Source organism: Robiginitalea aurantiaca (assembly GCF_030380815.1).
GTDB classification, from domain to species: domain Bacteria; phylum Bacteroidota; class Bacteroidia; order Flavobacteriales; family Flavobacteriaceae; genus Robiginitalea; species Robiginitalea aurantiaca.
In genome coordinates this window covers 123198-146163 of sequence record NZ_JAUDUY010000002.1, presented here as the reverse complement: position 1 = coordinate 146163, position 22966 = coordinate 123198, and the positions used below count along the sequence as shown (strand labels likewise).

The following is a 22966-nucleotide window of genomic DNA, read 5'->3' as shown; positions in this document are numbered from 1 at the left end:
GAAAAATGCCCCTGTTGAGTTTTGCGCTTTTCAGGGGTATTTCTTTGATTATTTTACCCGATTGTAGTTTTCGGAAAACGTACGTTGTCCATCTTCATCAAGGGTAATCTGGCTGTAGGTATCTCCCTGGATCTTGAGTTCAAAGCTGAACTGACGGATGGTATCCAGAGCTTCCATCATGTAGTGGTCCCCATATTCTATTACCTCGATCAATTCGTCCGTTGTAATTCGGTAACTCCCATATCCAAACCTTCCGATGGTATCATTCGGATCGGTCCTGGACCACATAACCCTGCCATTGTAGTACATCTTCACCTGCCGGTAACCGGGAACCAGTTCAACGGTATCCTGGATGTTCTCCCCATCGTAGTTATAAAAACTTCTGAGTTCCCAGGTGCCTTCCAGGGAATGCATGGTATCAGGGGTTGGGGGACGGACTGCAGCGGTGGTAAGAACGACAACAGCTAAAAGAAGAATTCCATAAAGTTTTTTCATCAGAGTATGTTTTTTTGGCATCTTAAATCCTTAAAAATATACGACATATTATAATTAAACACGAAAAAAATTAAGATAAATACTACTGAAAACGCAAAGCAGGGAAAGGAGGGGTGTGAAAATCAGAAAATTTTAAGGACTTCTGACAGCTGATCCAGATGTGTTTTCTCATGGGAGGCGGTAATCACGATTCGCTTGGGTGAACCGGAGCCGGCTTCGGCCACATATTCAAAATCTGTGATCAAAATCTGGTTTGTGAAAAGATGGGATGCCAGTTCGGTATTGGTGAAACAAAACACCGGATATCCCGGATATGAAATCAGACTGCCTAAGTGCCGGGTTAGAGTGTCAAAATAATTCACGTTGTCCATAAGACGACGGTACTGCCTCAGATATAAACCGTTATTCAGGCTTAGCTGAAGGGCTGCCAATCCTGCTGGTGGTGCCGGACTCGCCCCCGCAAAAAAAGGAGTTTCTCTGAGCTGATCCAATATACGGATTGAACCTGCGATAATCCCGGCAGTAACCCCCATGGCCTTTCCGAGGGAACCACAAAGGAGAAATTCACTGAACCCATATGCGGACAATGCTTTCCACGAACCACTTCCGTCTTCGCCGCATATTCCAAGGCCGTGTGAATCATCAGCGACGAGTATACATTGTTTGGGAAGGGATTCAAGGCTTTCCCAAATCGGTCCGGGATTTGTGCGTTCCCCAAGGGAATCCGTAAATACGACGGGAGGGAGCTTGTTTCCTTTTGAAATGGATTGTTCCAATTGACCCCTTAGGGTTTCCCAATCCGATGTACGCTTGCTCCCGGGAGGCAACAGGGCTTCATGACAATTGGGACTGAAATAGCAAGGATATCCCAGGGATGCGAAATGTTCTGCCAGCAACCGGGCGGCCATAAAACCTGAAGAAAGGGTCAGGCAGGCTTCGCTCCCCAGCCAGGCGGCCAGAGTTTTTTCGGTTTTATCGTATACGGAAAGAACCAGATTACCCGCTCGCGAAGCGCCCCAATGCGTCCCCATCTCCAGGGTGAATTGGGCATGAGCTTCCCTGAATTGAGGGAGCGTCTGCATGCCGAGATAGGCCGTGCCCCCGAAATACAGATAGCAGGATTCGCCAATACAGAGCTCGGCTCCGGGTATTGTTTCAGTTCTTAATTTCATTGGAGCAGGCTTACCCCGGAGCCCCCGGTTGAAGGAAGGATGACCCGGCCTCCTGCTTCAATGCGCACTCCGGAGGCGATATCGGATTTTAAAAGCATGGCTCCATCCATATCCACATAATCAAGCTCCGGCAGTAGCTGAGCGATGGCGGAAATCCCAACTGTAGATTCCGTCATACATCCGACCATCACTTCTAGCCCAAGATCCCGGGCGCTGCGAATCATCCGACGGGCAGGGGTAAGGCCCCCGCACTTGGTCAGCTTTATATTGATTCCATTAAAGTGAAGGGCGCATCGCGCCACATCGGATTCCACCAAACAGCTCTCATCAGCGATTACGGGAAGCACGCAGTGGTGCAAAACCCGCTCCATACCTTCCCAGTCATCTGCAGGTAAGGGCTGCTCTATAAATTCAACACCGAGTTCCTTTAATGCCAGGGCATTGTCTATGGTTTCCCTTGCTGTCCAGGCGCAATTCGCATCCACCCGGAAAACAGCATCCGTATGTTTTCGCAGTTCTGTAATTATGGCCACATCTCGGTCTGTGCCTAACTTTATTTTATAGACAGGCCATGGGAATTCCTTCATCTTGGACACCATGATTTCTGTGGTATCCAGGCCAATGGTGTAATTGGTAACAGGGTATGTATCCATGGTAGTCCCCCAGATTTCATGAAGGGATTTTCCTTCCAGTTTTCCAAAAAGGTCCCAGGCTGCCAGGTCGACCGCGCAGCAGGCAAAGCTCGAGAGATTGTGATCCCTCATCATTTTATTCAGGGTTTCAGGATCATAGGCCGAAGCATCTTCAATAAGGCCTCTGGCCTCTTCAATTTCCTGCATAAGGTTGGAGATACCTACCCCGTAATAGGGATTGGAGGTGGCCTCCCCGTATCCCGTTTTTCCATCGTGGCTCAAGGAGATGATCAAAGTTGGTTGTTCGTCGTACCGCTCTCGTGAAATTCCAAAGCTATGTGCTAAGGTGAGCTTAAAGGAATGTAGTGTTAGTTCCAATGATTTTGGTTTTTACAATTCTCTAAAATAATGAAATCCCTGAATAACGGAACGAAAAACCCCGGCACCTGAGGCCGGGGTTCTTTGTAAAATGTATGGTTGTAAGTTAGGAACGCTAATTTTTGTAAACACTGCCCGAGGCGGACTTACGCGTTTCGACCTTTGGCTCCCCGCTATACCCAATGTCGGCACCACTGCTGGCGTGGGCGGTAAGCTCCTCAGTTACATTTACCCGTATATCCGCTCCGCTGCTGGCGTTGGCCCGACATATTTTTGATTCAAGTTCAACCGCCTTGATATCAGAACCACTGCTGGCATCCGCATACAGTAGGTTGGCACGTCCACCCAAACGGATATCCGCCCCAGAACTGGAATTGGCTTCAATCTGGTCGGCCACTATTTCTACCTTTAAACCGGCACCACTGCTGGAATCAAGATTTATTTTATCCGCCTCGATAAGTCCATCCCCTATCAGATCTGCCCCGCTGTTAGCTGCAAGAGATGTAACCTCAGGCATGGTCACGTAGATTTTTTTGGTCGCTCTTCCAATGTTTTCAATTGCGTGAACTTTCAGTTTTCCATCGCGTATGTCTGTTCCGATCAAATCGATTACATTCTCATCGGCTTCTACGCGTATTTTAAAATCTGATCCCTGGGTAACGTAGACATTCAGGCCTTCTGAGGCGGTAACTGCCGTGAAGTCTTCCGTGATGTCCCTGCTTTCCTGTACGACCTCTCCGTTTCCTTTAACGCCGCTACCAAAACCCACATCCATAATACATGAGGAGGAGAGCAGGGCGAGAATAATTGCGATTGTAAATCTTGCTAGTGTTGCCATGATGTTCGTTTTTTGATGTTACCGGACGTAAGTCCTTTTGTTTTTAGTCAATGCTGATATTTCTTTTGTAAAAGTCGCTGCCTTTCGTCAATTCAGGTAGAAATTCAGACTGAAATGTCGAATTCCTGAACTGAAGTGTACAATTAGCCATTTTCTCGGGCCTTGAGTTTGATTCCATTCTCGTCAATTTTCATCCGGAAGGTATCCCGGGAGTCCTGGACGTCGATGTCAATGCCGTTCTCATCTATAATGATGTGGCCGTTCCCATCCGATTCATCTTCGGTGTCTTCCGGACAATTCAGGCAATTAAGCCCGCCAGTGCTGTCCATAATCCAGGTGTAATTCACGATCCGTTTGCGATACATATCCTTGTCGTATCGCGTTCGCCTGCCCATAAAATCACCTGCTTCTGAATTAAAAGAAAGTACGGTTCCTTCAGGGATGAACAGGGTCAGCCTGATTTCCTGATCCCGTATTTTATTCTTAACCGCTGTGGTAAAATGATCCTCAAGGGTCAGGGTATTTCCGGAAAAGGAATACGAATAGTCTATTTGTCCGGCCCGATCCCTCGCATTTTGATAGGAACTCCCGTCGGCATCCTTGCGGATTCTGAGGCTCATGAGGGTGTCTTCGGACTTCTGAATGTCCAGCCTCAGGTCGTCGGAGTAGAGCAGGGCATTGTCCGATTCGTCGTATCTGATTTCCAATCCGCCAACGGTGGCTGTAGAGAGTTCCCCGTAATCCGAATCTCTGAATTGAATCTGAAGTGTATCAGGTATTTGACCCGTCGTAAGGACTTCCCGCTCACTAATACTCCCTGTATAGGCATGGGCAGAGGCCTGCTTGATCCCGAGGACGGCCAGGGAGATCAGTGAGATCAACCATAGTCCGAGAAGGGAGAATTTAGCAATATTCCCAATGGATTTAAGGTTATTGACCAAAATGCGCAATCCGAGGTACATCAGAAAGAAAAAAGGAATTCCAAGGGCAAAGAACATTAGCAGGGAGACCAGCCATACCGGGGCGTCTGTTGAATTTACCATACTGATAAAATCGATCCCAGGAATGTGCACAGCATCGATAATGCCAACTGTGAACAACCCGATAAACAGCCCGATGAGCGTAGAGGCTCCGATGATGACCAGGAGGATTCCTATGAATTTCCCTACAACCTTAAAGAGGAACATGATGATGTCCCCTACGGTATCAAAAAACGTTTTCCCCGTTTTTTTTACCTGATCTCCTACTTTATCGTAGTCTACACTCCGAACCTTGTCGGCCACTTCGTCAAAACCTTCCTTTACCTTCCGCTCAATATTACTGATATTGACGGGTTCCCCCGTCATATCGAGTTTCTGTGCAGTGGTAGCGGCTTCGGGAACCAGGATCCATAAGATGATGTATGCGATAAGGCCAAAGCCTCCGGCAAATATTGCGAGGAACAAAAAGATCAGGCGAATCCATAGGGCGTCTATCCCGATATAGTATTCCAGGCCGGCGCACACCCCACCGATATATTTCCGGTCGATATCCCTGTAGAGCTTGCGCACCCTTGCAGGCCCGGTTGGCCGGTTCCCCGAAGGGGCGTCTTCAAAGATCTCTTCATCGATATGGTAATCCTCCGGCTGGCCCATGATGGCAATGACTTCATCGACTTCTTTCGAGGTGATCACCTGCCGCTCGTTTTCCATTTTTTCATAGAAGAGTTCAGCAATCCGGGCTTCGATATCAGCGATGATTTCGTCGCTACCGGTAGTCCCTGAAAAGGAACGCTTAATAGCCTCCAGATAGCGCTGCAGCTTTTGAAATGCATTTTCATCAATATGAAAAAGCATGTTCGCCAAATTTATATTTACTGTCTTGTTCATTTTACGTCGTTTTAGCGTTGGTGACCAAATTAACCGCCGATCGGAGTTCATCCCAGGTGGTATTGAGTTCTTTTAGAAACAACTTACCGGTCTCAGTGAGGCCGTAGTATTTTCTGGGTGGTCCTGAGCTGGATTCTTCCCAGCGATAGTTCAGCAACCCGGCATTTTTAAGGCGGGTCAGCAGAGGGTAGATCGTACCCTCCACAACGAGCATTTTAGCGTCCTTCAGGGTATTCAGGATTTCAGAAGCATACTTATCTTCCTCGCTGAGGATGGACAAGATGCAGTACTCCAGTACCCCCTTGCGCATTTGTGCTTTTGTATTTTCTATGTTCATAATTTGTCGCTTCTTTGATGCCCAGCTCTTATGAGACCGGGATCCGGGTTAACTGTTCGTTTTTTGTGATTTCATAATTGTTTATGGCTTGATTGATGTCTGATTGATGTTTAATTGATGAATAAACTGCTTTCCTGTTTTAATGTAAACTCACAACCCGATGCATTTTCCAAATACCATCGGTATTTTTCCAGACCGATACAAACCGGCTGGGTTTGCTCAGGGCGTCGGGCTCCTGATTGTTATAAAATTTGTGGTATCCGATTTCAACGGCACCAAATCCCTTGATTTCGTGTACTTCGACACTTTCCGCAATAAGTTCCCGGGTTACCTTACCGCAAATATTTTTCTCGATGCTGTTTATAATATCGGATTTAGATGTGCTCAGTCCGCCCTGATCGTGGTAGAATTCAAGATCGTCACTCAATAGACTCGCCTGGGTCGCTAAATCGCATGAATTGTAGGCTTCGAAATAGGAAGCGTCCAGCTCCATTATTGTTTTATAGAGATCTGAATCCTCGGAAACCTGTCCCTTGACCCCTGAGGGGGCCAGCAGTAAAATTCCAAAGGCTATATAGATGAATCTCAGTATCATTTTATAAAAGGTATGGTCAAAGGGTATTTGAAATACGCTCCTTCATTGGTGCGCAGGGTCGCCAGGATGGTATAAATAATGTTTACGGCATAAAGCACGAGCTCCAGAAATCCCGTCAGTCCCAAAGGCAACCAGAACCTGGGTGAATTCCAGAAATTATCCATGAATCCATAATGAAAGGGTCCCCTGTGGTTCCCATGCGCCCATTCGATGATTCCCCCGTCGAAAATATTGGGAAGGAGCCCAAGAAAAAAGGGAAAGGAAATCATTCCGATAACCAACGCGTAAAGCGTCATACTTATCTGGAAGTTTAAGGCCTGTTTCCCGTGATAATCCACAAAGGCGTATTGTTTTCGGTTGGGCAACCAGAAAAGTAGTGGAAAGAGGAATTGACCGAGCGGAAAAAAGAAACGTCCGAGGGTAGCTCCGTGGATAAGTGCGGAGAGGTTTCGCTCGTGTTTTGTTATAGTTTCTGCCATGACCTAGTTGTTTCTTATGCAAATATATAGCTAAAAGAAGGTATTATGCAAAACATAGTACTATAAATTAACATAATATTAACAATTATGTGCGGGGCTGATTGGCTACCTTTAAAGAAGATTAGTTCGGAAAATATGAGTTCATTTACGCGAAAGTTCAATACATATTTATTCTTTAAACTCCCGTCTGCATGGTGGTGCGGCGTGCGTCTGGTTGAGCTTACGGACAAGCACGCCATTAGTTCAGTCCGGTACGGATGGCGAAATCAGAATCCGTTTAATTCCATGTTCTGGGCGGTACAGGGTATGGCTGCTGAATTGACTACCGGAGCGCTGGTGAGCGAGGAAATCCGCAAATCAGGCCAAGGTGTTTCGATGCTCGTTCTAAATAACAAGGCCAATTTCAGTAAAAAGGCGAAAGGCCGCATCACCTTCCGATGCGATCAGGGTGACCTGGTTACCGAAACGCTCGAACAGGTATTGAAATCCGGCGACGGGCATACCATATGGATGACCTCAGTGGGAAGGGATCAGGCGGGTGATGTCGTCAGTGAGTTTCATTTTGAATGGACCCTGAAGGCGCGAAAATGACAAGCTGTCTTCGCATGTAACATTTTGTGGAAATGGCTACTTATTATTTGGAGTCTTCTGAACTGTTTTTGCGGGGTAATCGCGTAATTTTAGTAACGGGGTGGGGGGCACCCCCTTCAGTAACAACTTCATCGGACAAACAGAATCAATAACGCAATAAAAAACTATACAGTTATGAACGCACACGAAATCGACTACGAAATATTTGGGGAAGAAATGCAATATGTTTCCATTGAGCTCGACCCCATGGAGGCTGTAATCGCAGAGGCCGGTGGATTCATGATGGGTGAAGAGCATATAAAGATGGAAACGATTTTCGGAGACGGATCCCACAGGGAAAAGCAGGGTGGTATCTTGGATAAGATCCTTTCTGCAGGTAAGCGAATCCTTACCGGGGAAAGCTTGTTTTTAACCGCATTTTATAATACCGGACAGGGAAAACAATCCGTGAGTTTCGCCTCCCCTTATCCGGGTAAAATTCTACCCATAGACCTTTCGGAGAAAGGCGGAAGCTTTATCTGTCAGAAGGATGCCTTTCTATGCGCAGCTCGTGGCGTTCATGTGGGCATTGAGTTTTCAAAACGTCTGGGCCGCGGTTTTTTTGGAGGAGAAGGCTTTATTATGCAGCGCCTGGAAGGTGATGGGATGGCCTTTATCCATGCCGGCGGGACCATGGCCCGGAAAGAACTTGCCCAGGGTGAATTGCTTCGGGTCGATACCGGGTGTTTGGTCGGGTTCACGCAGACGGTGGACTACGACATTGAATTCATAGGGGGAATCCGCAACACACTCTTTGGGGGTGAAGGTATATTTTTTGCCACCCTCAGAGGCCCGGGCATTGTCTATATTCAGTCCCTTCCCTTTAGCCGACTCGCGGAGCGCGTTTGGGCAGCGGCGCCAAAAGGGGGAGGAAAACAAAAAGGGGAGGGAAGTATCCTGGGTGATCTTGGGGATATCGCCATGGGAGATCGGTTTTGACCCCATACCTGCCCTTGTGGAATTTCCAGACATAGAGTATCTTCCAAGCCATAAGCCCTCAGGGCTAGTGGAGTCGGCATACGCCCAGCCAGTTTGCTGTGACGTATCTTTTGAGCCCGTGGACCCATTTAATTCAGAGGTATGAGAGTATCGATCCTATTGATCGTTTATCTGCTGTTTTCGAATCCTGTAGAAACCCTCCCCAATGAGGAGTATTCCGGGGTTGCTATGGACGTGGAGGCTGGGGTTGGGGAAAATCCTCAGGTGGCCTTTGGAGTTGAAGCGCTTCAGATGCCGGAGCTTCCAATTAAAATTGCCGATAGCGCCTTCAAGCCCCTGGAGTCCTGTCGAAACAGGGATTTGCAAACCAGACTCAACAAGCAACTGCTCGGGAACCCCGTTTTTGCACGGCTGATTTCCAGCAGGAAACTCTGTCTGGGCCTGGTCGATTTGACGGACTGGAAAAACCCGAGGTATGCCAGTATCAACGGGAAGGAAATGATGTATGCGGCAAGCTTGCCCAAAATTGCGGTTTTGCTGGCTGTGGAAGATGCGATCTACAAGGGGGAAGTGGAAGAGACCAATGCCCTGAGGGAGGACATGAACCAGATGATTCGGTATTCCAATAACTCGGCTACCTCCCGTATTATCGATCTATTGGGGTATGAGAAAATCGAAAGTGTCCTGCGGGATCCTGAGAACCAGTTTTACGAGGAATCCGAGGGTGGTGGGCTCTGGGTAGGTAAAATGTACTCCCGAAGCGGAAAGACCAATAGGGAGCCCATGAAGAACCTGAGCCATGCGGCGAATGTATTTCAGGCAAGCAGGTTTTATTACCGGTTGGCATATGGAAAACTGGTGAGTTATGATAGATCTGCCGATATGCTGGAGGTTATGAAAGATCCCGCGCTTAAGCACAAGTTCGTACACATCCTGGGCCAAATTGCACCCGAAGCAGAACTGTATCGCAAATCAGGCTCCTGGAAGTCCTGGCATTCGGATTCCATCCTGGTCTGGGACACCGACAGGAAGTATATTTTGGTAGCCCTTACGGAAGACCCCGGAGGCGAACAAATTGTCCGCAGTCTTGTCAGACCCGTTGAAAAGGTCCTCAAGCTTTAAAAAACCTATTTGATGCAGGGAATCCCCAGCCTGATTAGCAACTTGTTTGACATCAAGCCCACCGAGATGCGTAGGGCCCTGCTTCTGCAGCTCTATGTTTTTATCCTGATTACAACCCTGTTGATTGTCAAACCGACTATCAATTCCATATTCCTCACGGCCCTTTCTTCTGAAGCCCTTCCTACCGCATACCTTCTCACAGCGGTATTTGCGGTCCTGTTCTCGTTTTTTTACGATAAAATACTCTGGATCTTTCCCCTGAACAGAGTGATTTATGGCACCCTCATCTTATGTGCCTTACTCTTCGGACTTTTTTGCTTTTTATTGCATTTTCATCCCTCCACAACGGGCTGGCTCTATGCACCCTATCTGTTTGTAGCCATTTATGGCCTTCTGACTACGTCACAATTTTGGATCCTGGCAAACCTCGTTTTCAATGTTCGTGAGGCAAAGCGCCTCTTCGGGTTCATTGGGTCCGGGGCTATAGCCGGCGGTATTTTCGGCGGTTACCTGACCTCTTTGCTGTCCGAGGTGATCAGCTCTGAGAACCTTTTACTGGTGGCGGCGGTGCTGATCCTTATTTGTATCCCAATCAGCTCGTATCTCTGGAAAACATACGTCGATAAAAGTCACGTTGAAAAGCCGATAAAGGAAAAATCGGAGGAAAACCCATTGTCGATGATTCGCCGCAGCCACTTGCTGTCCCTCATTACCCTAACAGTGGGAGTCAGCGTAATTGTGGCAAAAATGGTGGATTACCAGTACAGTCATTTTGCAGCTGAAAAAATCACGAATACTGAAGACTTAACCGCCTTCTTCGGATTCTGGTTTTCTACCCTCAGCGTGGTTTCCCTCCTTGTACAGTTGTTCCTTTCCAAGCGGATATTAAAGTATTTCGGGATTGGAAAGGCACTGGTGTTTATGCCTTCCGGCATCCTGCTGGGTTCTGTCTTGCTCCTGATAATCCCGGAATTATGGGTGGTGGTGCTGATAAAGATCGTGGAGGGAAGTCTCAAGCAATCGCTGAATAAGGCCTCCTCTGAACTCGTTTACATCCCCGTTTCCATAGAGGTCCGAAAGCACGCCAAACCGTTTATCGATATTGTAGTTGACAGCATTGCCACCGGGCTTGCAGGGGTTATTCTGATTTTTCTCGTCAACGGGATGGATATTCCGAGCCTCTATATAAGCTATATTAATATAGGGCTGATTGGGATTTGGATTTTTCTGATTTCCCGTCTTTTCAAGGCCTACCAGAAGTCCTTCAGGGATTTGCTGCTTAAGGAGCACCCCAGGGCAAAAAAGCATGTGGCTCACCATTTCGATGTACATGATGCATCTGTCTATAAGACAGTGGAAAGGGTCCTGAATTCAGGTAAGGGATCGCAGGTGCTTTTTATGCTGGAGGAAATCCTGAATAGCCCGGATGAGCACTATTTCAGCGCCATTCGCAACTTGCTGGACCATCCTAATGAACACGTTCGCGCCCTGGCCATCCGGAATTTATACTATCTGGATTCGGAGGACATCAGGGAAGAAATGGAACAAATGCTCAATGATCCCTCTGATGAAGTAGTCATCCACGCACTTCGGTATTTTTTGCATAAAGACCACGACTTGCACCGGGAGGAAATCCATGACTTTGAAGCACATAGCAACCGCACCAATATCCATGCACTTACCCTTCTTGCAGTGGCCCGTGAAGTCCATACGGACCCGCACCTGAAAGAATTACTGAAATTGGATGAACGTGTGGACAGCCTTATGGAGCGGGCCGGGAAGGCACCGTGGAATTCAGAAAGGAAGTTTGACGTCATCGCAGCTCTGGAGGTGATAGGCCATACCAGGCTGGAGTCCCGTTATGGGTTGGTGCGTGAAATGCTGGAAGAAAGCGATCCTGAAATACTGGAGGCAGCCCTGGATAGCATGTCCCAAATTCAGGATGCTTCGTATATCCCCTTAATTGCATCCAACCTTCATAAAAAAGAATTGCGCGGCGCCGTGATCAGATGCCTCAAAGGTTATGGACAAGGGATCATACCCCTATTGAAGCAAGTGGTGGATAACCTGGAAATCGATTTACGGGATGCACTGTTTATTCCTGATGTGCTCCGGGCACTGGGCTCTGAAAAGGCAGTCTCGGCCCTTATTGAACTAATCGATTCTGCGGAATATGGGGTATCTGTTAAAGCGATCCAATCCTTGAAATCCATGAAGGTCGAATCCCCTCAGCTCAAGATAGACCATGACCTGATTGCCGGTAAAATTTTGGAGGAATGCCAGGTGTTTGAAAACCTCTTGACGTTTCTGCATTCCCAGGTATCGGAGCACGATAAGGATCCAGAGACGGAGAAATCAGGAAATATCCGGGAGGCCCGGGAAGGGTTGATTGTTATACTGCAACATCGCGTGGACGCCCACCTGGAACGCATCTTTAATCTGCTAGGGGTTCGGTATCACGAAGCGGATATCGATCCCATCCTGAAGCTTTCCATTGACGGGGACGAACAGCAACGCGCCAATGCCATTGAATTTATCGACAGCATCCTCGATTCCAGGCTTCGGCATGTTTTAGTTCCCATCATCGATAGTCTCGGTCAGGGCAGTGTCTACTCGGAGGAAGTGTTGCAGAAACTGAAACTCCCGTCCATAAGTGAACGGGAGTGTTTTGAAAGCCTGCTTTCGCGCCGTGATTTGAAGATCAGGCATGCAGTGCTTTTTCTCATAGCCCAGATGGATACTCAGCAATACGATACGCTAATCGAACCCCTTTTAAAGAGTCCGGTGGAAAGTCTGCGCCGGCAGGCTGCACAGGTGCTGAAAAAATAGTTCACCTCCTTATTTCCCGCGGACCAAATCATCAACCTTGTCTGCCAGGGCCAAATGGTCATTGGCGGAATTCTTATTCAGGACATTGGACATCAGACATACCGCGTATCGCGTCCCGTCCGGGTGTTCAATAATGGCCACGGAATTCATATAGTTGTAAACATTACCCTGGTAATCCCCACAGTTCGGGTTCTTTTTACGGTCACAGCTGTAGAAACTTCCTGATTTAAAATAGACCGCTGCACTGTCCAGCCTGTGGGAGTACGCATAGCGAATCCTACGATCCGTAAGGTAGAGTAGGCGCTTCATTTCCAGGCTGCTTTCCGCATCTACGATCTTTCCTTCTTCAAGGGCCATGACGTATTTCATCAGCCCGATCGGGGTGCCAATACTTCCGCCGCGTCCCGGAATATAGCTTCCAGCCCCACTTGTAAAGAATTTTCCGAGTCGCCACTCGTCCTCGCTAATCCCCAGGTCCCTCAACGGCTGGTTTACGGTGGTAATTGCATATTCAGAGAGTTCTGACTTGGGCTGGCTTTTGAAATACGCTTCTGACTCCTCGAAGGTGAGCGAAGGGTATTTATCCTTGAATATATGCATCAACAGGGCTTCGCGCCAGACGACGCTTGCCGCACCGTTATTGCTGACCGAAACCATATGGTCTACCCATTCAAATAGGGAGAAAACATCAGTTTCCCGAACCTTGCGTTTGACCTGTTCTCCTGTTTCAAGGTTGTATACCGGGACGGTGTGGTGATCCGACAAGGCCCATTTCCCCGCCCTGATTTGTTTGGTTTTCAACAGTTCGATTCGCTTGTCAAAATCCCCGGGGTAGACATGCTTTAACCCGGTAAAAAAGGCGGATAAAACGACCAGTTTCCCGACACTTCCGGGCTGGTACTGGGCGGCCGGCCGGTGCTCTGCATATCGTATGGGTTTGCCTGGAGACATGTCGAGCAGGGTCATGGAATAATTCGTGTTCAGACCTCTGAAAAGACCATCCACCCGGGATTGCAGTCCGGGGTCTGTCTCCGGAATTCCATCGGCGGTCAGGGTTACCTTCCGGTTATCGAGGTTTAAGGCAATGGAACTCAGGGGATAAAAAGCTCCCGGGCGCAGGCGGTTTGATTTTATTTTACCACTCTGCACGTCCTCAACCCATTTCAGGCGCCTGATCCCCGTGCGTTCGTACCCGTCGTATGGATACTCTGTGGTTGAGATAAAAAAGGAGCCGAATAACAAGGCGGCAATTAGGAATACTTTGCTCATTACTTAAGTGTTGATTTTAAACTGAATGATTTATTCTGGTCGACTTCCGGGGTTATGGACTGCAGGTATTCTGAGCTAAGGGCCCCTTTGTTTTCGACAAATGGACGTACCTGAAAGAGCCAGATTTTTTCGTCCTTAAAGCCGAGTTCCACATCATAAGGCCCCTGGATACCGCGGCTTTCCATGGTGCGGATTAGTTCCTTGCTGAAGCTGTTGATTTTTGAGATCCGGCCCTTATCCATTATTGGCCCGCTGAGTGAGGCTTCTTTTACAACTGTACCCCCGTTCGGGCTCAGGCTGTTGTAATACAATTCGCGGGAAGGGGCAATCAGATGATGCTCCCCGTTCTTTTTAATCGCCCAGGTTTCTGCCAACTGACCTTCTACCGCGCCCCCAACCCCGCGGCTCATCGCCACGGTGATCTCATCTGTCCTTCCGGAACTCACCCCTTTGGTGATCATCACTCCAGAGCAGTCATTGTCCACTCCCGGGATGACCACAATAGAGGGGTATACGTTCTCCGGGTTGTTGAGGTATTTCTGCCGCCAACGATAGCTTCGATCAGAAAAAGGGGAAGCCCATACCTGCTTGATGCCGTCTATTACAGCATCCCGTTCCTTTATATTGAACAGGGTGAGGTTCAGACCTGCACCCGTAAAACTGGCGAGGTCTTCCATGTTTGTGTCGCTTCGGAGGAAGACAGGTTGTTGTCCCAGGGATTTGCCCAGAATGCCTGTAAAGGAATCTTCGAGATCCTTTGTAAAACCGGGCAGCATTGGCATATCGATAATCATCCGGCTCAATTTGGCGAACTGGCCGAGCTGGAATTTTTCGATTTCGGAAGTGGGGCGCCCTTCGGTCTTCATTTTCCGGGCTGAGGCATAAATGTCGGTCAGGTAACCCCAGTAGGTCTGATCCTGTCCGGGGATCTGCTGATCCAGATGCGCCCTGAAAATCCCGAAGGGGATGACAAATCCATCCACCACATGATCCGGGAAGTTCTTTTTAAGTTCCCCCAGATTTGCGGCCTTCGGGCCACAAACCACCCCGGATGACTTTGCATCCACTTCGGTCAGATTCATTATGGTCGTCTGATTCAGGCGAATTTTCTCCACGGGCACTTCTATCATTTCCTCATTGCGAACCTCCTTCTTAAAAAGGGCCTTTTCGGTAGCGTTCATCTCTTTTTCTTGTTTCAGGATGACCGTACCCTTGTTGGAGACCGCATAGAAGACCCTTTGTCCATTGTATTTTTTAAGTTCCTGCAGGTTTTCGTTGGAAATCGAAGCATTGGGAATTCCAAGGTTCCTGGCCAGGAGTTGCAGGTGGGAGACCAGGTTGCCTTCAGCGATATTCAGGATACCCGCCACAGGCCTCAGGTCCGAAGGGGGTCGTTCGAAAGCATAGATGGAATTGGGGTCTACATCCATGTTCTGCAAATTTCCTTCCACAATGACCAGTTTTCCGTTTGCATAACCGGGGTTCAGTCCACTGATCTGGCTTGCATTGGATACGTCGAGGACCTGGTTGTTCAGGTTCTCCTCTTTTGTGATAAAGGATCCCAAACGCCCGAGTTTATTGCCCAGGTAAAGGGCGACAGAACCGCGGATGCGGTCGTCGTAAAAGGCCGTGGATTTGGGTTCAAATCCCTCGAAGCGCGTTATATCCTCATCGAAAACCGCCTTGTTGTAACTCGTGCCCCAGTTCAGCTGCTTCCTCGCGGCCTCTGCCAGGGTGCTGAGTTGTTCAAGGGAAATATTCCCGGATTCAACCGGGTTCAGATTTCCGCGGATTTGCTCCCACTCCCAGGTTTCTGTGTAGCCGGAAGCTGCCGCAGCCATACTCAGAAAACATACCTGGTCTAAAAGGGTTTTCAGGGTGGCAGCCTCATTCCCGGAAAGTTCACTGATCAGGAGGGATTCCAATTTCAGGGACAGGTCCAGCAAGGCAAGTTTACCAGCGGCAGAAGCCTCTGAATCAATTCGCTCCCGGATCATCCACATCGCCTCTGAGGTGTACTGTATTTTTTGATCGGAATTCCCCTGACTTAATTTATCGACCTGAGATGAGAGGTCCTGTCTCAGGCCTGCCTCAGTCACAAGTGAAAGTCCTTTCTTGAGATCCTGAACGTCCACAGGGGCAAAAAACGTCTCCATGGTACCGATAAGTTCATCAAAATCGGCATTGAGGGAAGCGGATAGTTTAGAAGCGTTTTGCGCTTTGAATTCCCTGACGGAAGCGATATCCTCACGCGCGGGTTGCCCGTGGATTTTTATCCGGAGGTTCTGGAAGGCGGGGTAGGCATCGGCAATGGCTTTCGACTGGCTGCGCATCAGCTGGGCCACATTGTCATCACCCGAATGCGGGATGTCTTTTACAGCCTGTCGGACCAGGTAGAAATTGTTCTCCAGGACACCTGGTTTTTCCAGAAGCCAGAGAAAGAAATTCTTGCCCCACTCAGACTCGTCCTCGGACTGCACATGACCCCTGTAGAATTGCGCCTTCCGGTTCACCCATCCGTCATCGACGGACTTGAGGTACTTTTCAAGCATGTACTGCTTAAGGCGGGAATGGTCGTTGGGTGCATCCCAGAAGGCTTCATAATCTGTAGAAGCGAGGATCTGGCCCAGGAAAACATGGCTTTTTTCGCCCAGTGCCACTACTTCATCGGAGTACCTGGCGTGCTGGACGCCGCCGTTTTCACAGGGTTCTTTGGGGGGATTCAGGGTGCCGTCATTGCAGAACCATCTCAGGTCCTTGTACGGCCCCCGGTATTCTTTTTTGTATTTATCAATTAAATCCCGGACATATTTGTTGTCCACTTCAAATTTTTCGCTTACCTGCCCCATAGTGATCAAGGGGAGTAAAAACAGCAGGAAAACCTTCTTTTTCATCGTTTGAGTTTAAGGGGAAATTTAACAAAATATTTTGAGTTGGATTGCGTGGGGCCGGACTTTATTGAATCTGTTTAAGTCCGTTCAATTCAGGTCTGTTACTGAATCAGCCACAATAGTTATAGGAAACATGCAGTCCCCCATTACTTTATAAGGTTTTGTACTTTTACGATATGGATTTCAAAGCCCTTCTCAAGTTCCTCAGAGCCCTCAACAGAAATAATTCTAAAGAATGGATGGACCAGCATCGCAAGGAGTACAAAGCACTGCGAGATGCTTTTATTCGATGGCTGGATTTCATGGACCTGCGGCTGTCGGAGCTGGACCCGGAGTACTATCCAACCCCGGGTAAGAAGGGGATCAACCGCATCAATAACAACTTGCTTTTTCACCCAAACCGCCCAGTTTATAAGGACCATTTCGGAGGGGGCCTGGATAAGGCGCCCGGAAAAGGGGATTTTTATATTCAAATAGGGATTGAGGAATCCCTTTTAGCCGGTGGGGTGTGGCGACCATCAGCGGAGAACCTCACCAAAATCCGACAAGCCATCGACTACGATGGAGAAGTCCTCAAAGGCATATTGGATGCCCCATCCTTTGCCAATATGTTCGGAGGTCTTTATGAAGATCAACCCCTGAAGCGAATGCCCAAAGGGTTTTCGCCCGGCCATCCGCATGAAGCATTACTTAAACACAGGACATTTGCCGTAGTGCGTCCCCTGGATGAGAAAACGGTGCTTACCCCGGGATTTGAAGACCTTGTTTTGGAAACCTATATGGAACTGCTGCCTTTTAGAAGATACCTTAACCGCGCACTCTCAGTATAACCAACCTTTTTTATGGAACGAATTCGAAATCTGGTCCGGGAAACCCTCTCCGATGCCTGGTACGCATTATACCGCTATACTTTTGAGTATTTGAGATCTGACGGTAGCTGGAAACAGCAAGAGCGCGAGGCTTATGACAGGGGAAATGGCGCAGGTGTCCTTTTGTACGATCCTTTGCGTCAAACCGTAGTGCTCACCCGGCAGTTTCGCCTTCCCACGTATATAAACGGCAATGCCGATGGTTTCCTGACGGAGGTCTGTGCAGGTCTTTTGGATGGGGATACCCCGGAAACCTGTATTAAAAAGGAAATTCTTGAGGAAACCGGGTATGCCGTACCCCATGTGGAAAAAGTAGCAGAGGTCTATATGTCACCCGGTGCTGTAACGGAAAAACTATTCCTGTTCCAGGGGAGGTATACCCCGGAAATGAAACGTGAAGGCGGGGGAGGAGTAGAGTCTGAATCAGAGGATATAGAGGTGCTGGAATGGACCTATGCAGAAGTATACGAGGCGCTTGAAAAGGGGGGTATACAGGATGCCAAAACGCTTATTTTACTACAACATGCCCTTCTTTATGGCCCCTTAAAAGCGACCTTTCAAAAGTAGTGGTACCTGAAATAGGGCGTACAGCCTCGTAATTTAGGTTCTTTGGTTGTGGCTCTTAGTAATTTTCGCGCACCCAAAGCAGGATCCGCTGCATCCTGTTTTTAATTACTGAGGTAGGTTTCAGATAGTGGTTGTTCATAAAACTGAAGGCTACCGTTTTCCCCGATTTTGTCTTTAAAAACCCACAGAGGTTGTGATTGTTGCTCAGGGTGCCCGTCTTTCCGAAAAGGAAGGGGCCGTCGGGATCCTTATACCAATTTTCAAGTGTTCCTTTCTGTCCCCCCTGAGCCATAAGGGAAAAGAGCCGCTCCTGTGGAATTTCCCTGTAGAGCTTTAAAAGGAGGTACACCAGGGATTCAGGGCTTATCAGATTGTATCTGGACAAACCTGAACCATCCACCCATCTGGGGGGTGAGGGCATTTCACTCAGGTGTGTTTCAAGGATATAGTCCCGTGCCAGTTTAAAACTAAGGCTGTCCGACAGGGTTGAGGATACGAGAAGCATCAGTTGTTCGGCCAGAAAATTATCGCTAAAGGCCATCATTTCACGATAAATGCTGTCCGAAGGAATTCCTGCAAGAATTTGCCAGGGATCTCCGGGCAAAGTTTTCCCCAGGTTTAGCTGAAGCCCTGTGGCTTCTTCCCAGAGTGCTTTGGTGATTACGGGACTCAGGGTCAGGGGAAGGATTGTCGTATCGCGGAGGGAGCTGGACACAAAGAATTGATTGCGTTCAGGTCTGCGACGATAGTTGTTATTTTCAAAAACCAGGCTGTCTCTGAAACTTTCGGGGGTCAGCTCAAGCCGATCCCCTTTGCGGACTAGACGCAATACGTTCCCATAAATTGGTAAGGATGAGCGCTCCGCCTGATAGCCCTGGTCAAAATCATCCCAGGCCCAGCCAGGCCCCCAGGGGGTCTCATCGACCATACTTTCATATAGAACCACATTGGGATACTGCCGGATAAAATCACGGGCTGTATGGTTGTTTAGTACGGGGTGCATGGCGGAAGGATCCCCCGTGCCCAGTACGTGTAATGTATCTCCGCGAACCTGATACTTCAGGGCGGGTATGCTTCGTGGCAGCTCCTTTAGGGCAGCGTAGAGCGTAAAGACTTTTGTTGTGCTGGCCGGGGTAAAGTATCTGGACCGGTTGCGGGATATGAGTGTATCCCCACTTTGGGCATCGACCATAAGCAAACCCGTAAATTCTGATTCCTGACCATAGGTTTCGAGCTGTTTATCGAGGAACCGCCCAACTTTTTTTTGGGTAGAACAACCTGTCAGAGCCAAATTCAGCAGGATGATTCCTCCAATAAACCCTCTGAAAATTAATGTTTTACGCACTCTGTTGGTATTTGAATGTGATGGAATGAAAGTGAAATTATTAAAATTTTAACGGACTCTGAACAATAAATAGAGGTCTTTTTGAATTACTTTTAATAAGCAATCTAACTCAAAAACAAACGGAAATATGGCAGGAGGAATGTTGGAGTACACCAAAACGGTACTCCAAAAAGTCAGTTTCGATGCACGCTTATTCCGTCGTGAACTCGAAAAGGCAGTAGAACGGCTAATGCCAAACGAATTGAAAGAACTAAAACAATGGCTCCTTCAATTTGTGACCGATAAGCCAGAGTTGAAACAAGCCCTGGTTTATTTACCTATCTAAAATCAGCCCCGCCATGCGGGGCTTTATTTTTGGTGGGTTCCAGCCCGTTAATCACTTAAAGCAGGGCTGATGATCTCCACGTCCTGAAACGCAATTGCCCCCCGGACTATAGCGGCAATTACATCTCTTAAGGCGTTTGATATCTGGTGTTTAAGCTCCTTCTTGTGGTATATCAGGCTTACCTCACGTGCCGGGGGGGGCTCCTGAAAATACCTGAGGTGTTTCTTCCGTTTTTCATCCAGTACCAGGGTGTGGAGATAAGGCAAAAGGGTCATGCCCAAGCTTTCATCTGCCAGGTGTACCAGGGTTTCAAAGCTTCCACTGTCCAGCTGAAAACGCTCTTCGTTGCCTTGTCCGGAGGCTTTGCACAGGTTGATCACACCATCCCTGAAGCAATGTCCGTCCTGAAGCAGCAGAATATCGTTCAGATCCAGGTCTTCGGGTCTTAATTTATCGGTTTTCGCCAGCCGGTGTCCGGCAGGAATATAAGCGACAAAGGGTTCGTAATAGAGTGGACGCTCAATGAGGAAATCCTTGGCGAGCGGTGTTGCTGCAATTCCTGCATCCAGATGCCCCTCCTTTAAATTTTTTATAATTGCTTCCGTATTTTGCTCCTTGATGATCAACTGAACTTTGGGATATCTGTCGATAAAGGTCTTTAAGAACATGGGGAGCAGCGTGGGCATCACCGTGGGGATAATCCCCAGTCTGAAAGTCCCGCCGATAAACCCCTTTTCCTGATCTACAATATCTTTGATGCGGGCCGCCTCATTGACGATATTCTTAGCCTGTTGTACAATTTTTTCACCGGCTTCCGTAATGCTAATCGGTTTCTTGGTCCTGTCAAAAATGCGAACGTCCAGCTCATCCTCCAATTTCTGTACCTGCATGCTCAGGGTGGGCTGTGTGACAAAACACTTTTCTGCCGCAAGGGTAAAATTACGGTATTCGGCCACCGCCAGGACATATTGAAGTTGGGTTATGGTCATCAGTCAGGACTTTTGAGATCCCTAAATTAAAAAATGTATCGACATAGCTCATCGTAAATGGGCCTGATGTGCAATACCTTTATGGAAATCAGAAGAATTATGAAATTAAACGCTATTGGGCTGCCAGCTGCCCAATCCAAAGAGTTGGCTGAAGACCTCAATTTTCTCCTGGCGAATTTCCAGACCTATTACCAGAACCTCAGGGGAATTCATTGGAATATCCGGGGGCGGAGTTTTTTTGACCTCCACGCCAAATTCGAAGAGCTCTACGACGATGCGAATCTCAAGGTCGACATGATTGCAGAGCGGGTACTGACCCTGGGAGAGACCCCCCTTCATACCTTTGCTGATTATACCAGAGTTTCTAAGGTGCCGGTGGGGCAGGACGTAAGTAAGGACGAAGAGGCAATCCGGTTGATTGTAGATTCCCTCAAAGAGTTGCTCCTTATCGAACGCAAAATCTTAAGTACTTCGGATACTGTGGGAGATGAAGGCACGAACGCCATGATGAGCGATTTTATCACCGAACAGGAGAAAACCGTCTGGATGATGAAAGCCTGGCTGGCGGAACAGGTTTAACCCCGAAGGGGCCATTCCGACTCAGTGAGAATAGAAAAGGCGCTGTTGGTTTCCAACAGCGCCTTGTGCTTTAATTGCCGGGTGCTTAATTCCCCTCGCTCAGGGAAAAACTTCCGTCTCCATTAAAGTCGGTTACACGGATGGTCACGGTCCATATTCCAGGGGCTCCGCTCTGGGTAACCCCACTAATGGAGTCTGGATCTTCACTTCCCTGAATCATTCTATCCAGTACAACCATTCCTTCAGCATCTTCCACTATCATTTGAAAGTTACCTACTGCGGATGCAGTAATATCTGCGTTGTAATCCGCCGTGTTCAGGTTATTGTTCCAGGTAAAGGAACGAACGGCGGTTCCACCATTCCCGTTAAAACTGGCATCGATATCCCCGTTAAAATCAGAACGGTCACCGACGGTAAAATCCGAGTCATTCGCTTGCAGCAAAGTTCCGTTAACGCTTACCCTTGCAAAGGAATCGTCGTCCTTACTGCAAGCCACAAACATTACCAAAACAGGTATCAACATTCCTGTTTTTAGGATCTTTAGGACATTGGTGTTAGAGAAATTCATAGGTTTCATAACATGGATTTATTTAAGATTTGTAGGTATATAACAACTCAAACGATGAAAATCCTCTTTAATTTTGAAATTTCTTGATAGAACTATGGTGGTGACCTGATCCTCCCTCAAGTTTTGGTGGGATTCGGAGCATCAAAACAGAATGGATTTGTAGTTGCCGGAGTAGGTAAAACGGTTTGGATGATGAAAACCTGGCCTTCTAAGTGGGGGTAAGGCAGGTTTAAAATAAAAAATACCACCCCTGGAGGTGGTATTTTTTGATTTATTGGGACCTTAGAAGCGGATGGAAATATCCTGATCTTCAGATTTGACTATAAAACTGACAGCCTCAAAGCTGGGCGGCCCCATACTCATATCGTTCCCGCTCATCCCATAAGGTTCATCGGGCATGCCGCTGGGCTGGTAATCCATTTGCTGGTTGCTGTTGAGATCGTGGAGCACCATTACCCCATAGGTTCCCGGGGCAATGTTGTCAAAGGTAAAGGTCATGACACCCTTTTGGGCTTCGGCTTTGTAATCGGCTACCCCACGTCCCTTCATAAAGGTCTCCGCTGTGTGTAGTGCGGCCAGAACGTCGCCCTGATCGCTGAGGACGTTCTCCAGGGTTATCTTCAGGGTTACCCCTTTTGATTTGTGCTCCTGTGCCCAGCTCAGGGCGGTGGTCAGGAAAAGGAAATAAAATAATGATTTCATGATATTGTGCTTTTAGTTATCAGGGCAAATATGCGCCTGACCCCCGGCAAGGGCAATAAGGAAATTCTGAATTGTAGAAATTTGGGGACGAATTGAGGCGGGTGCAGAAGGATAATCCAGAATCGGAGGGCGCACCTATACTCCGCCTTCAGGAAGCTATAGGAAAGGTTAATTCACGGCTGCCTGTTCTGGTTTGGTAACAATTTCCACAATCCAGTAGATAAATTGTCCGAGTCCAGAGGTAAAAAGGAAAAGCAATATCCAAAGTATCAGCAGGTTGTTCTCTCTCAGATTCGGATTGTAGGCCGCATGCACAATATAAAACACCAGACTTCCCATAGAAATCAGGAAGACTATAAATATGGTAGTGGCTAAAACACCCACCCCCCCGAATAGTGCAATGGGGTCAGGTTTGTCTCCGCCCTGATGCATTGTGGATAACAATGCAAAAAGGAAAAAACCATACCCGATAAAAATCAGGATAAGGGAAATAAACGGGGCAAGGGCAAAAAAAGCCTGCCAAAATTTACTTTTGAGCACGGACAGAT

At 48.0% G+C, this 22966-nt stretch carries 23 protein-coding genes; 8 read left to right on the top strand and 15 right to left on the bottom strand.

The features are described 5' to 3' along the window. Nucleotides 1-48: 48 nt before the first annotated feature. From QU605_RS04190 to QU605_RS04155, 8 genes are all read right to left on the bottom strand, one after another. Nucleotides 49-495, bottom strand: a complete 447-nt coding sequence (locus QU605_RS04190) for a hypothetical protein (RefSeq protein WP_289724022.1) — start codon at nt 493-495, stop codon at nt 49-51. A gap of 122 nt (nt 496-617) precedes the next feature. Next, the gene (locus tag QU605_RS04185) at nt 618-1667 is read right to left on the bottom strand and encodes an aminotransferase class I/II-fold pyridoxal phosphate-dependent enzyme (RefSeq protein WP_289724021.1); all 1050 of its coding nucleotides are present in this window, start codon (nt 1665-1667) and stop codon (nt 618-620) included. Next, the gene (locus tag QU605_RS04180; RefSeq protein WP_289724020.1) at nt 1664-2677 is read right to left on the bottom strand and encodes a dipeptide epimerase; all 1014 of its coding nucleotides are present in this window, start codon (nt 2675-2677) and stop codon (nt 1664-1666) included. Before QU605_RS04180 ends, QU605_RS04185 begins: the two co-directional genes overlap by 4 nt. 115 nt (nt 2678-2792) lie before the next feature. Then, complete coding sequence (locus QU605_RS04175; protein WP_289724019.1) at nt 2793-3515, bottom strand: head GIN domain-containing protein; 723 nt, start codon at nt 3513-3515, stop codon at nt 2793-2795. Nucleotides 3516-3658: 143 nt separating this feature from the next. Then, entirely contained in the window at nt 3659-5383 is a 1725-nt protein-coding gene (locus QU605_RS04170) for a PspC domain-containing protein (protein WP_289724018.1), read from the bottom strand. Nucleotide 5384: 1 nt separating this feature from the next. Beyond that, nucleotides 5385-5720: a PadR family transcriptional regulator gene (locus tag QU605_RS04165; RefSeq protein ID WP_289724017.1), complete on the bottom strand. Its 336-nt coding sequence runs from the start codon at nt 5718-5720 to the stop codon at nt 5385-5387. A gap of 139 nt (nt 5721-5859) precedes the next feature. Beyond that, complete coding sequence (locus QU605_RS04160; protein ID WP_289724016.1) at nt 5860-6315, bottom strand: nuclear transport factor 2 family protein; 456 nt, start codon at nt 6313-6315, stop codon at nt 5860-5862. After that, nucleotides 6312-6794, bottom strand: a complete 483-nt coding sequence (locus QU605_RS04155; protein ID WP_289724015.1) for a DUF4870 domain-containing protein — start codon at nt 6792-6794, stop codon at nt 6312-6314. Before QU605_RS04155 ends, QU605_RS04160 begins: the two co-directional genes overlap by 4 nt. A gap of 135 nt (nt 6795-6929) precedes the next feature. On the opposite strand from QU605_RS04155, the gene QU605_RS04150 reads away from it, so the two are divergent. The 4 genes from QU605_RS04150 to QU605_RS04135 all read left to right on the top strand — a co-directional run bounded on the left by QU605_RS04150 (nt 6930) and on the right by QU605_RS04135 (nt 12314). Continuing rightward, on the top strand, nt 6930-7385 hold the full coding sequence (locus tag QU605_RS04150) for a DUF4442 domain-containing protein (protein WP_289724014.1): 456 nt from the start codon (nt 6930-6932) through the stop codon (nt 7383-7385). Between the two features lie 174 nt (nt 7386-7559). Further along, on the top strand, nt 7560-8363 hold the full coding sequence (locus tag QU605_RS04145; RefSeq protein WP_289724013.1) for a TIGR00266 family protein: 804 nt from the start codon (nt 7560-7562) through the stop codon (nt 8361-8363). Between the two features lie 141 nt (nt 8364-8504). Further along, a complete protein-coding gene (locus QU605_RS04140; protein ID WP_289724012.1) occupies nt 8505-9485 on the top strand; it encodes a serine hydrolase in 981 nt (326 codons plus the stop codon). 12 nt (nt 9486-9497) lie between these two features. Next, entirely contained in the window at nt 9498-12314 is a 2817-nt protein-coding gene (locus QU605_RS04135) for an Npt1/Npt2 family nucleotide transporter (RefSeq protein ID WP_289724011.1), read from the top strand. Between the two features lie 9 nt (nt 12315-12323). Here QU605_RS04135 and QU605_RS04130 read toward each other — a convergent pair whose 3' ends face one another. Both QU605_RS04130 and QU605_RS04125 read right to left on the bottom strand, forming a co-directional pair. Further along, nucleotides 12324-13583 (bottom strand): serine hydrolase, encoded by a 1260-nt coding sequence (locus QU605_RS04130; RefSeq protein WP_289724010.1) that lies wholly within the window; start codon nt 13581-13583, stop codon nt 12324-12326. Beyond that, on the bottom strand, nt 13583-16477 hold the full coding sequence (locus QU605_RS04125) for a PEP/pyruvate-binding domain-containing protein (protein ID WP_289724009.1): 2895 nt from the start codon (nt 16475-16477) through the stop codon (nt 13583-13585). The genes QU605_RS04130 and QU605_RS04125 overlap by 1 nt, the downstream gene beginning before the upstream one ends. A gap of 173 nt (nt 16478-16650) precedes the next feature. Here QU605_RS04125 and QU605_RS04120 point away from each other — a divergent pair, with 173 nt between their 5' ends. Together QU605_RS04120 and QU605_RS04115 are read left to right on the top strand one after the other, a co-directional pair. Then, complete coding sequence (locus QU605_RS04120) at nt 16651-17304, top strand: DUF2461 domain-containing protein (protein WP_289724008.1); 654 nt, start codon at nt 16651-16653, stop codon at nt 17302-17304. A gap of 12 nt (nt 17305-17316) precedes the next feature. Next, a complete protein-coding gene (locus QU605_RS04115; protein ID WP_289724007.1) occupies nt 17317-17910 on the top strand; it encodes an NUDIX domain-containing protein in 594 nt (197 codons plus the stop codon). 55 nt (nt 17911-17965) lie between these two features. Here the strand turns inward: QU605_RS04115 and QU605_RS04110 are convergent, their stop codons facing one another. Beyond that, nucleotides 17966-19255, bottom strand: coding sequence for a D-alanyl-D-alanine carboxypeptidase/D-alanyl-D-alanine-endopeptidase (locus QU605_RS04110; RefSeq protein WP_289724006.1), 1290 nt, complete (start codon nt 19253-19255; stop codon nt 17966-17968). Between the two features lie 127 nt (nt 19256-19382). On the opposite strand from QU605_RS04110, the gene QU605_RS04105 reads away from it, so the two are divergent. Continuing rightward, nucleotides 19383-19580 carry a hypothetical protein gene (locus QU605_RS04105; protein ID WP_289724005.1) on the top strand — a complete coding sequence of 66 codons (198 nt, stop codon included), beginning with the start codon at nt 19383-19385 and terminating at the stop codon, nt 19578-19580. Nucleotides 19581-19627: 47 nt separating this feature from the next. On the opposite strand, the gene QU605_RS04100 is transcribed toward QU605_RS04105, so the two are convergent. After that, entirely contained in the window at nt 19628-20569 is a 942-nt protein-coding gene (locus QU605_RS04100) for a LysR family transcriptional regulator (RefSeq protein ID WP_289724004.1), read from the bottom strand. Between the two features lie 99 nt (nt 20570-20668). Here QU605_RS04100 and QU605_RS04095 point away from each other — a divergent pair, with 99 nt between their 5' ends. Then, nucleotides 20669-21148, top strand: a complete 480-nt coding sequence (locus tag QU605_RS04095; RefSeq protein WP_289724003.1) for a Dps family protein — start codon at nt 20669-20671, stop codon at nt 21146-21148. A gap of 85 nt (nt 21149-21233) precedes the next feature. Here QU605_RS04095 and QU605_RS04090 read toward each other — a convergent pair whose 3' ends face one another. The 3 genes from QU605_RS04090 to QU605_RS04080 form a co-directional block, all read right to left on the bottom strand. Next, complete coding sequence (locus tag QU605_RS04090) at nt 21234-21725, bottom strand: hypothetical protein (protein WP_289724002.1); 492 nt, start codon at nt 21723-21725, stop codon at nt 21234-21236. A gap of 273 nt (nt 21726-21998) precedes the next feature. Then, nucleotides 21999-22418: a DUF2141 domain-containing protein gene (locus QU605_RS04085; protein WP_289724001.1), complete on the bottom strand. Its 420-nt coding sequence runs from the start codon at nt 22416-22418 to the stop codon at nt 21999-22001. A 168-nt stretch (nt 22419-22586) separates the two neighbouring features. Next, complete coding sequence (locus tag QU605_RS04080) at nt 22587-22958, bottom strand: hypothetical protein (RefSeq protein WP_289724000.1); 372 nt, start codon at nt 22956-22958, stop codon at nt 22587-22589. Nucleotides 22959-22966 lie beyond the last annotated feature (8 nt).

Excerpts from the sequence above, each read along its gene's own strand:
- QU605_RS04175 (WP_289724019.1), bottom strand. The coding sequence starts at position 3,515 with ATGGCAACACTAGCAAGATTTACAATCGCAATTATTCTCGCCCTGCTC.
- QU605_RS04145 (WP_289724013.1), top strand. The coding sequence starts at position 7,560 with ATGAACGCACACGAAATCGACTACGAAATATTTGGGGAAGAAATGCAA.
- QU605_RS04100 (WP_289724004.1), bottom strand. The coding sequence starts at position 20,569 with ATGACCATAACCCAACTTCAATATGTCCTGGCGGTGGCCGAATACCGT.
- QU605_RS04135 (WP_289724011.1), top strand. The coding sequence starts at position 9,498 with ATGCAGGGAATCCCCAGCCTGATTAGCAACTTGTTTGACATCAAGCCC.
- QU605_RS04125 (WP_289724009.1), bottom strand. The coding sequence starts at position 16,477 with ATGAAAAAGAAGGTTTTCCTGCTGTTTTTACTCCCCTTGATCACTATG.
- QU605_RS04155 (WP_289724015.1), bottom strand. The coding sequence starts at position 6,794 with ATGGCAGAAACTATAACAAAACACGAGCGAAACCTCTCCGCACTTATC.
- QU605_RS04095 (WP_289724003.1), top strand. The coding sequence starts at position 20,669 with ATGAAATTAAACGCTATTGGGCTGCCAGCTGCCCAATCCAAAGAGTTG.
- QU605_RS04170 (WP_289724018.1), bottom strand. The coding sequence starts at position 5,383 with ATGAACAAGACAGTAAATATAAATTTGGCGAACATGCTTTTTCATATT.
- QU605_RS04120 (WP_289724008.1), top strand. The coding sequence starts at position 16,651 with ATGGATTTCAAAGCCCTTCTCAAGTTCCTCAGAGCCCTCAACAGAAAT.
- QU605_RS04165 (WP_289724017.1), bottom strand. The coding sequence starts at position 5,720 with ATGAACATAGAAAATACAAAAGCACAAATGCGCAAGGGGGTACTGGAG.
- QU605_RS04185 (WP_289724021.1), bottom strand. The coding sequence starts at position 1,667 with ATGAAATTAAGAACTGAAACAATACCCGGAGCCGAGCTCTGTATTGGC.
- QU605_RS04160 (WP_289724016.1), bottom strand. The coding sequence starts at position 6,315 with ATGATACTGAGATTCATCTATATAGCCTTTGGAATTTTACTGCTGGCC.
- QU605_RS04105 (WP_289724005.1), top strand. The coding sequence starts at position 19,383 with ATGGCAGGAGGAATGTTGGAGTACACCAAAACGGTACTCCAAAAAGTC.
- QU605_RS04085 (WP_289724001.1), bottom strand. The coding sequence starts at position 22,418 with ATGAAATCATTATTTTATTTCCTTTTCCTGACCACCGCCCTGAGCTGG.
- QU605_RS04130 (WP_289724010.1), bottom strand. The coding sequence starts at position 13,583 with ATGAGCAAAGTATTCCTAATTGCCGCCTTGTTATTCGGCTCCTTTTTT.
- QU605_RS04190 (WP_289724022.1), bottom strand. The coding sequence starts at position 495 with ATGAAAAAACTTTATGGAATTCTTCTTTTAGCTGTTGTCGTTCTTACC.
- QU605_RS04115 (WP_289724007.1), top strand. The coding sequence starts at position 17,317 with ATGGAACGAATTCGAAATCTGGTCCGGGAAACCCTCTCCGATGCCTGG.
- QU605_RS04140 (WP_289724012.1), top strand. The coding sequence starts at position 8,505 with ATGAGAGTATCGATCCTATTGATCGTTTATCTGCTGTTTTCGAATCCT.
- QU605_RS04090 (WP_289724002.1), bottom strand. The coding sequence starts at position 21,725 with ATGAAACCTATGAATTTCTCTAACACCAATGTCCTAAAGATCCTAAAA.
- QU605_RS04150 (WP_289724014.1), top strand. The coding sequence starts at position 6,930 with ATGAGTTCATTTACGCGAAAGTTCAATACATATTTATTCTTTAAACTC.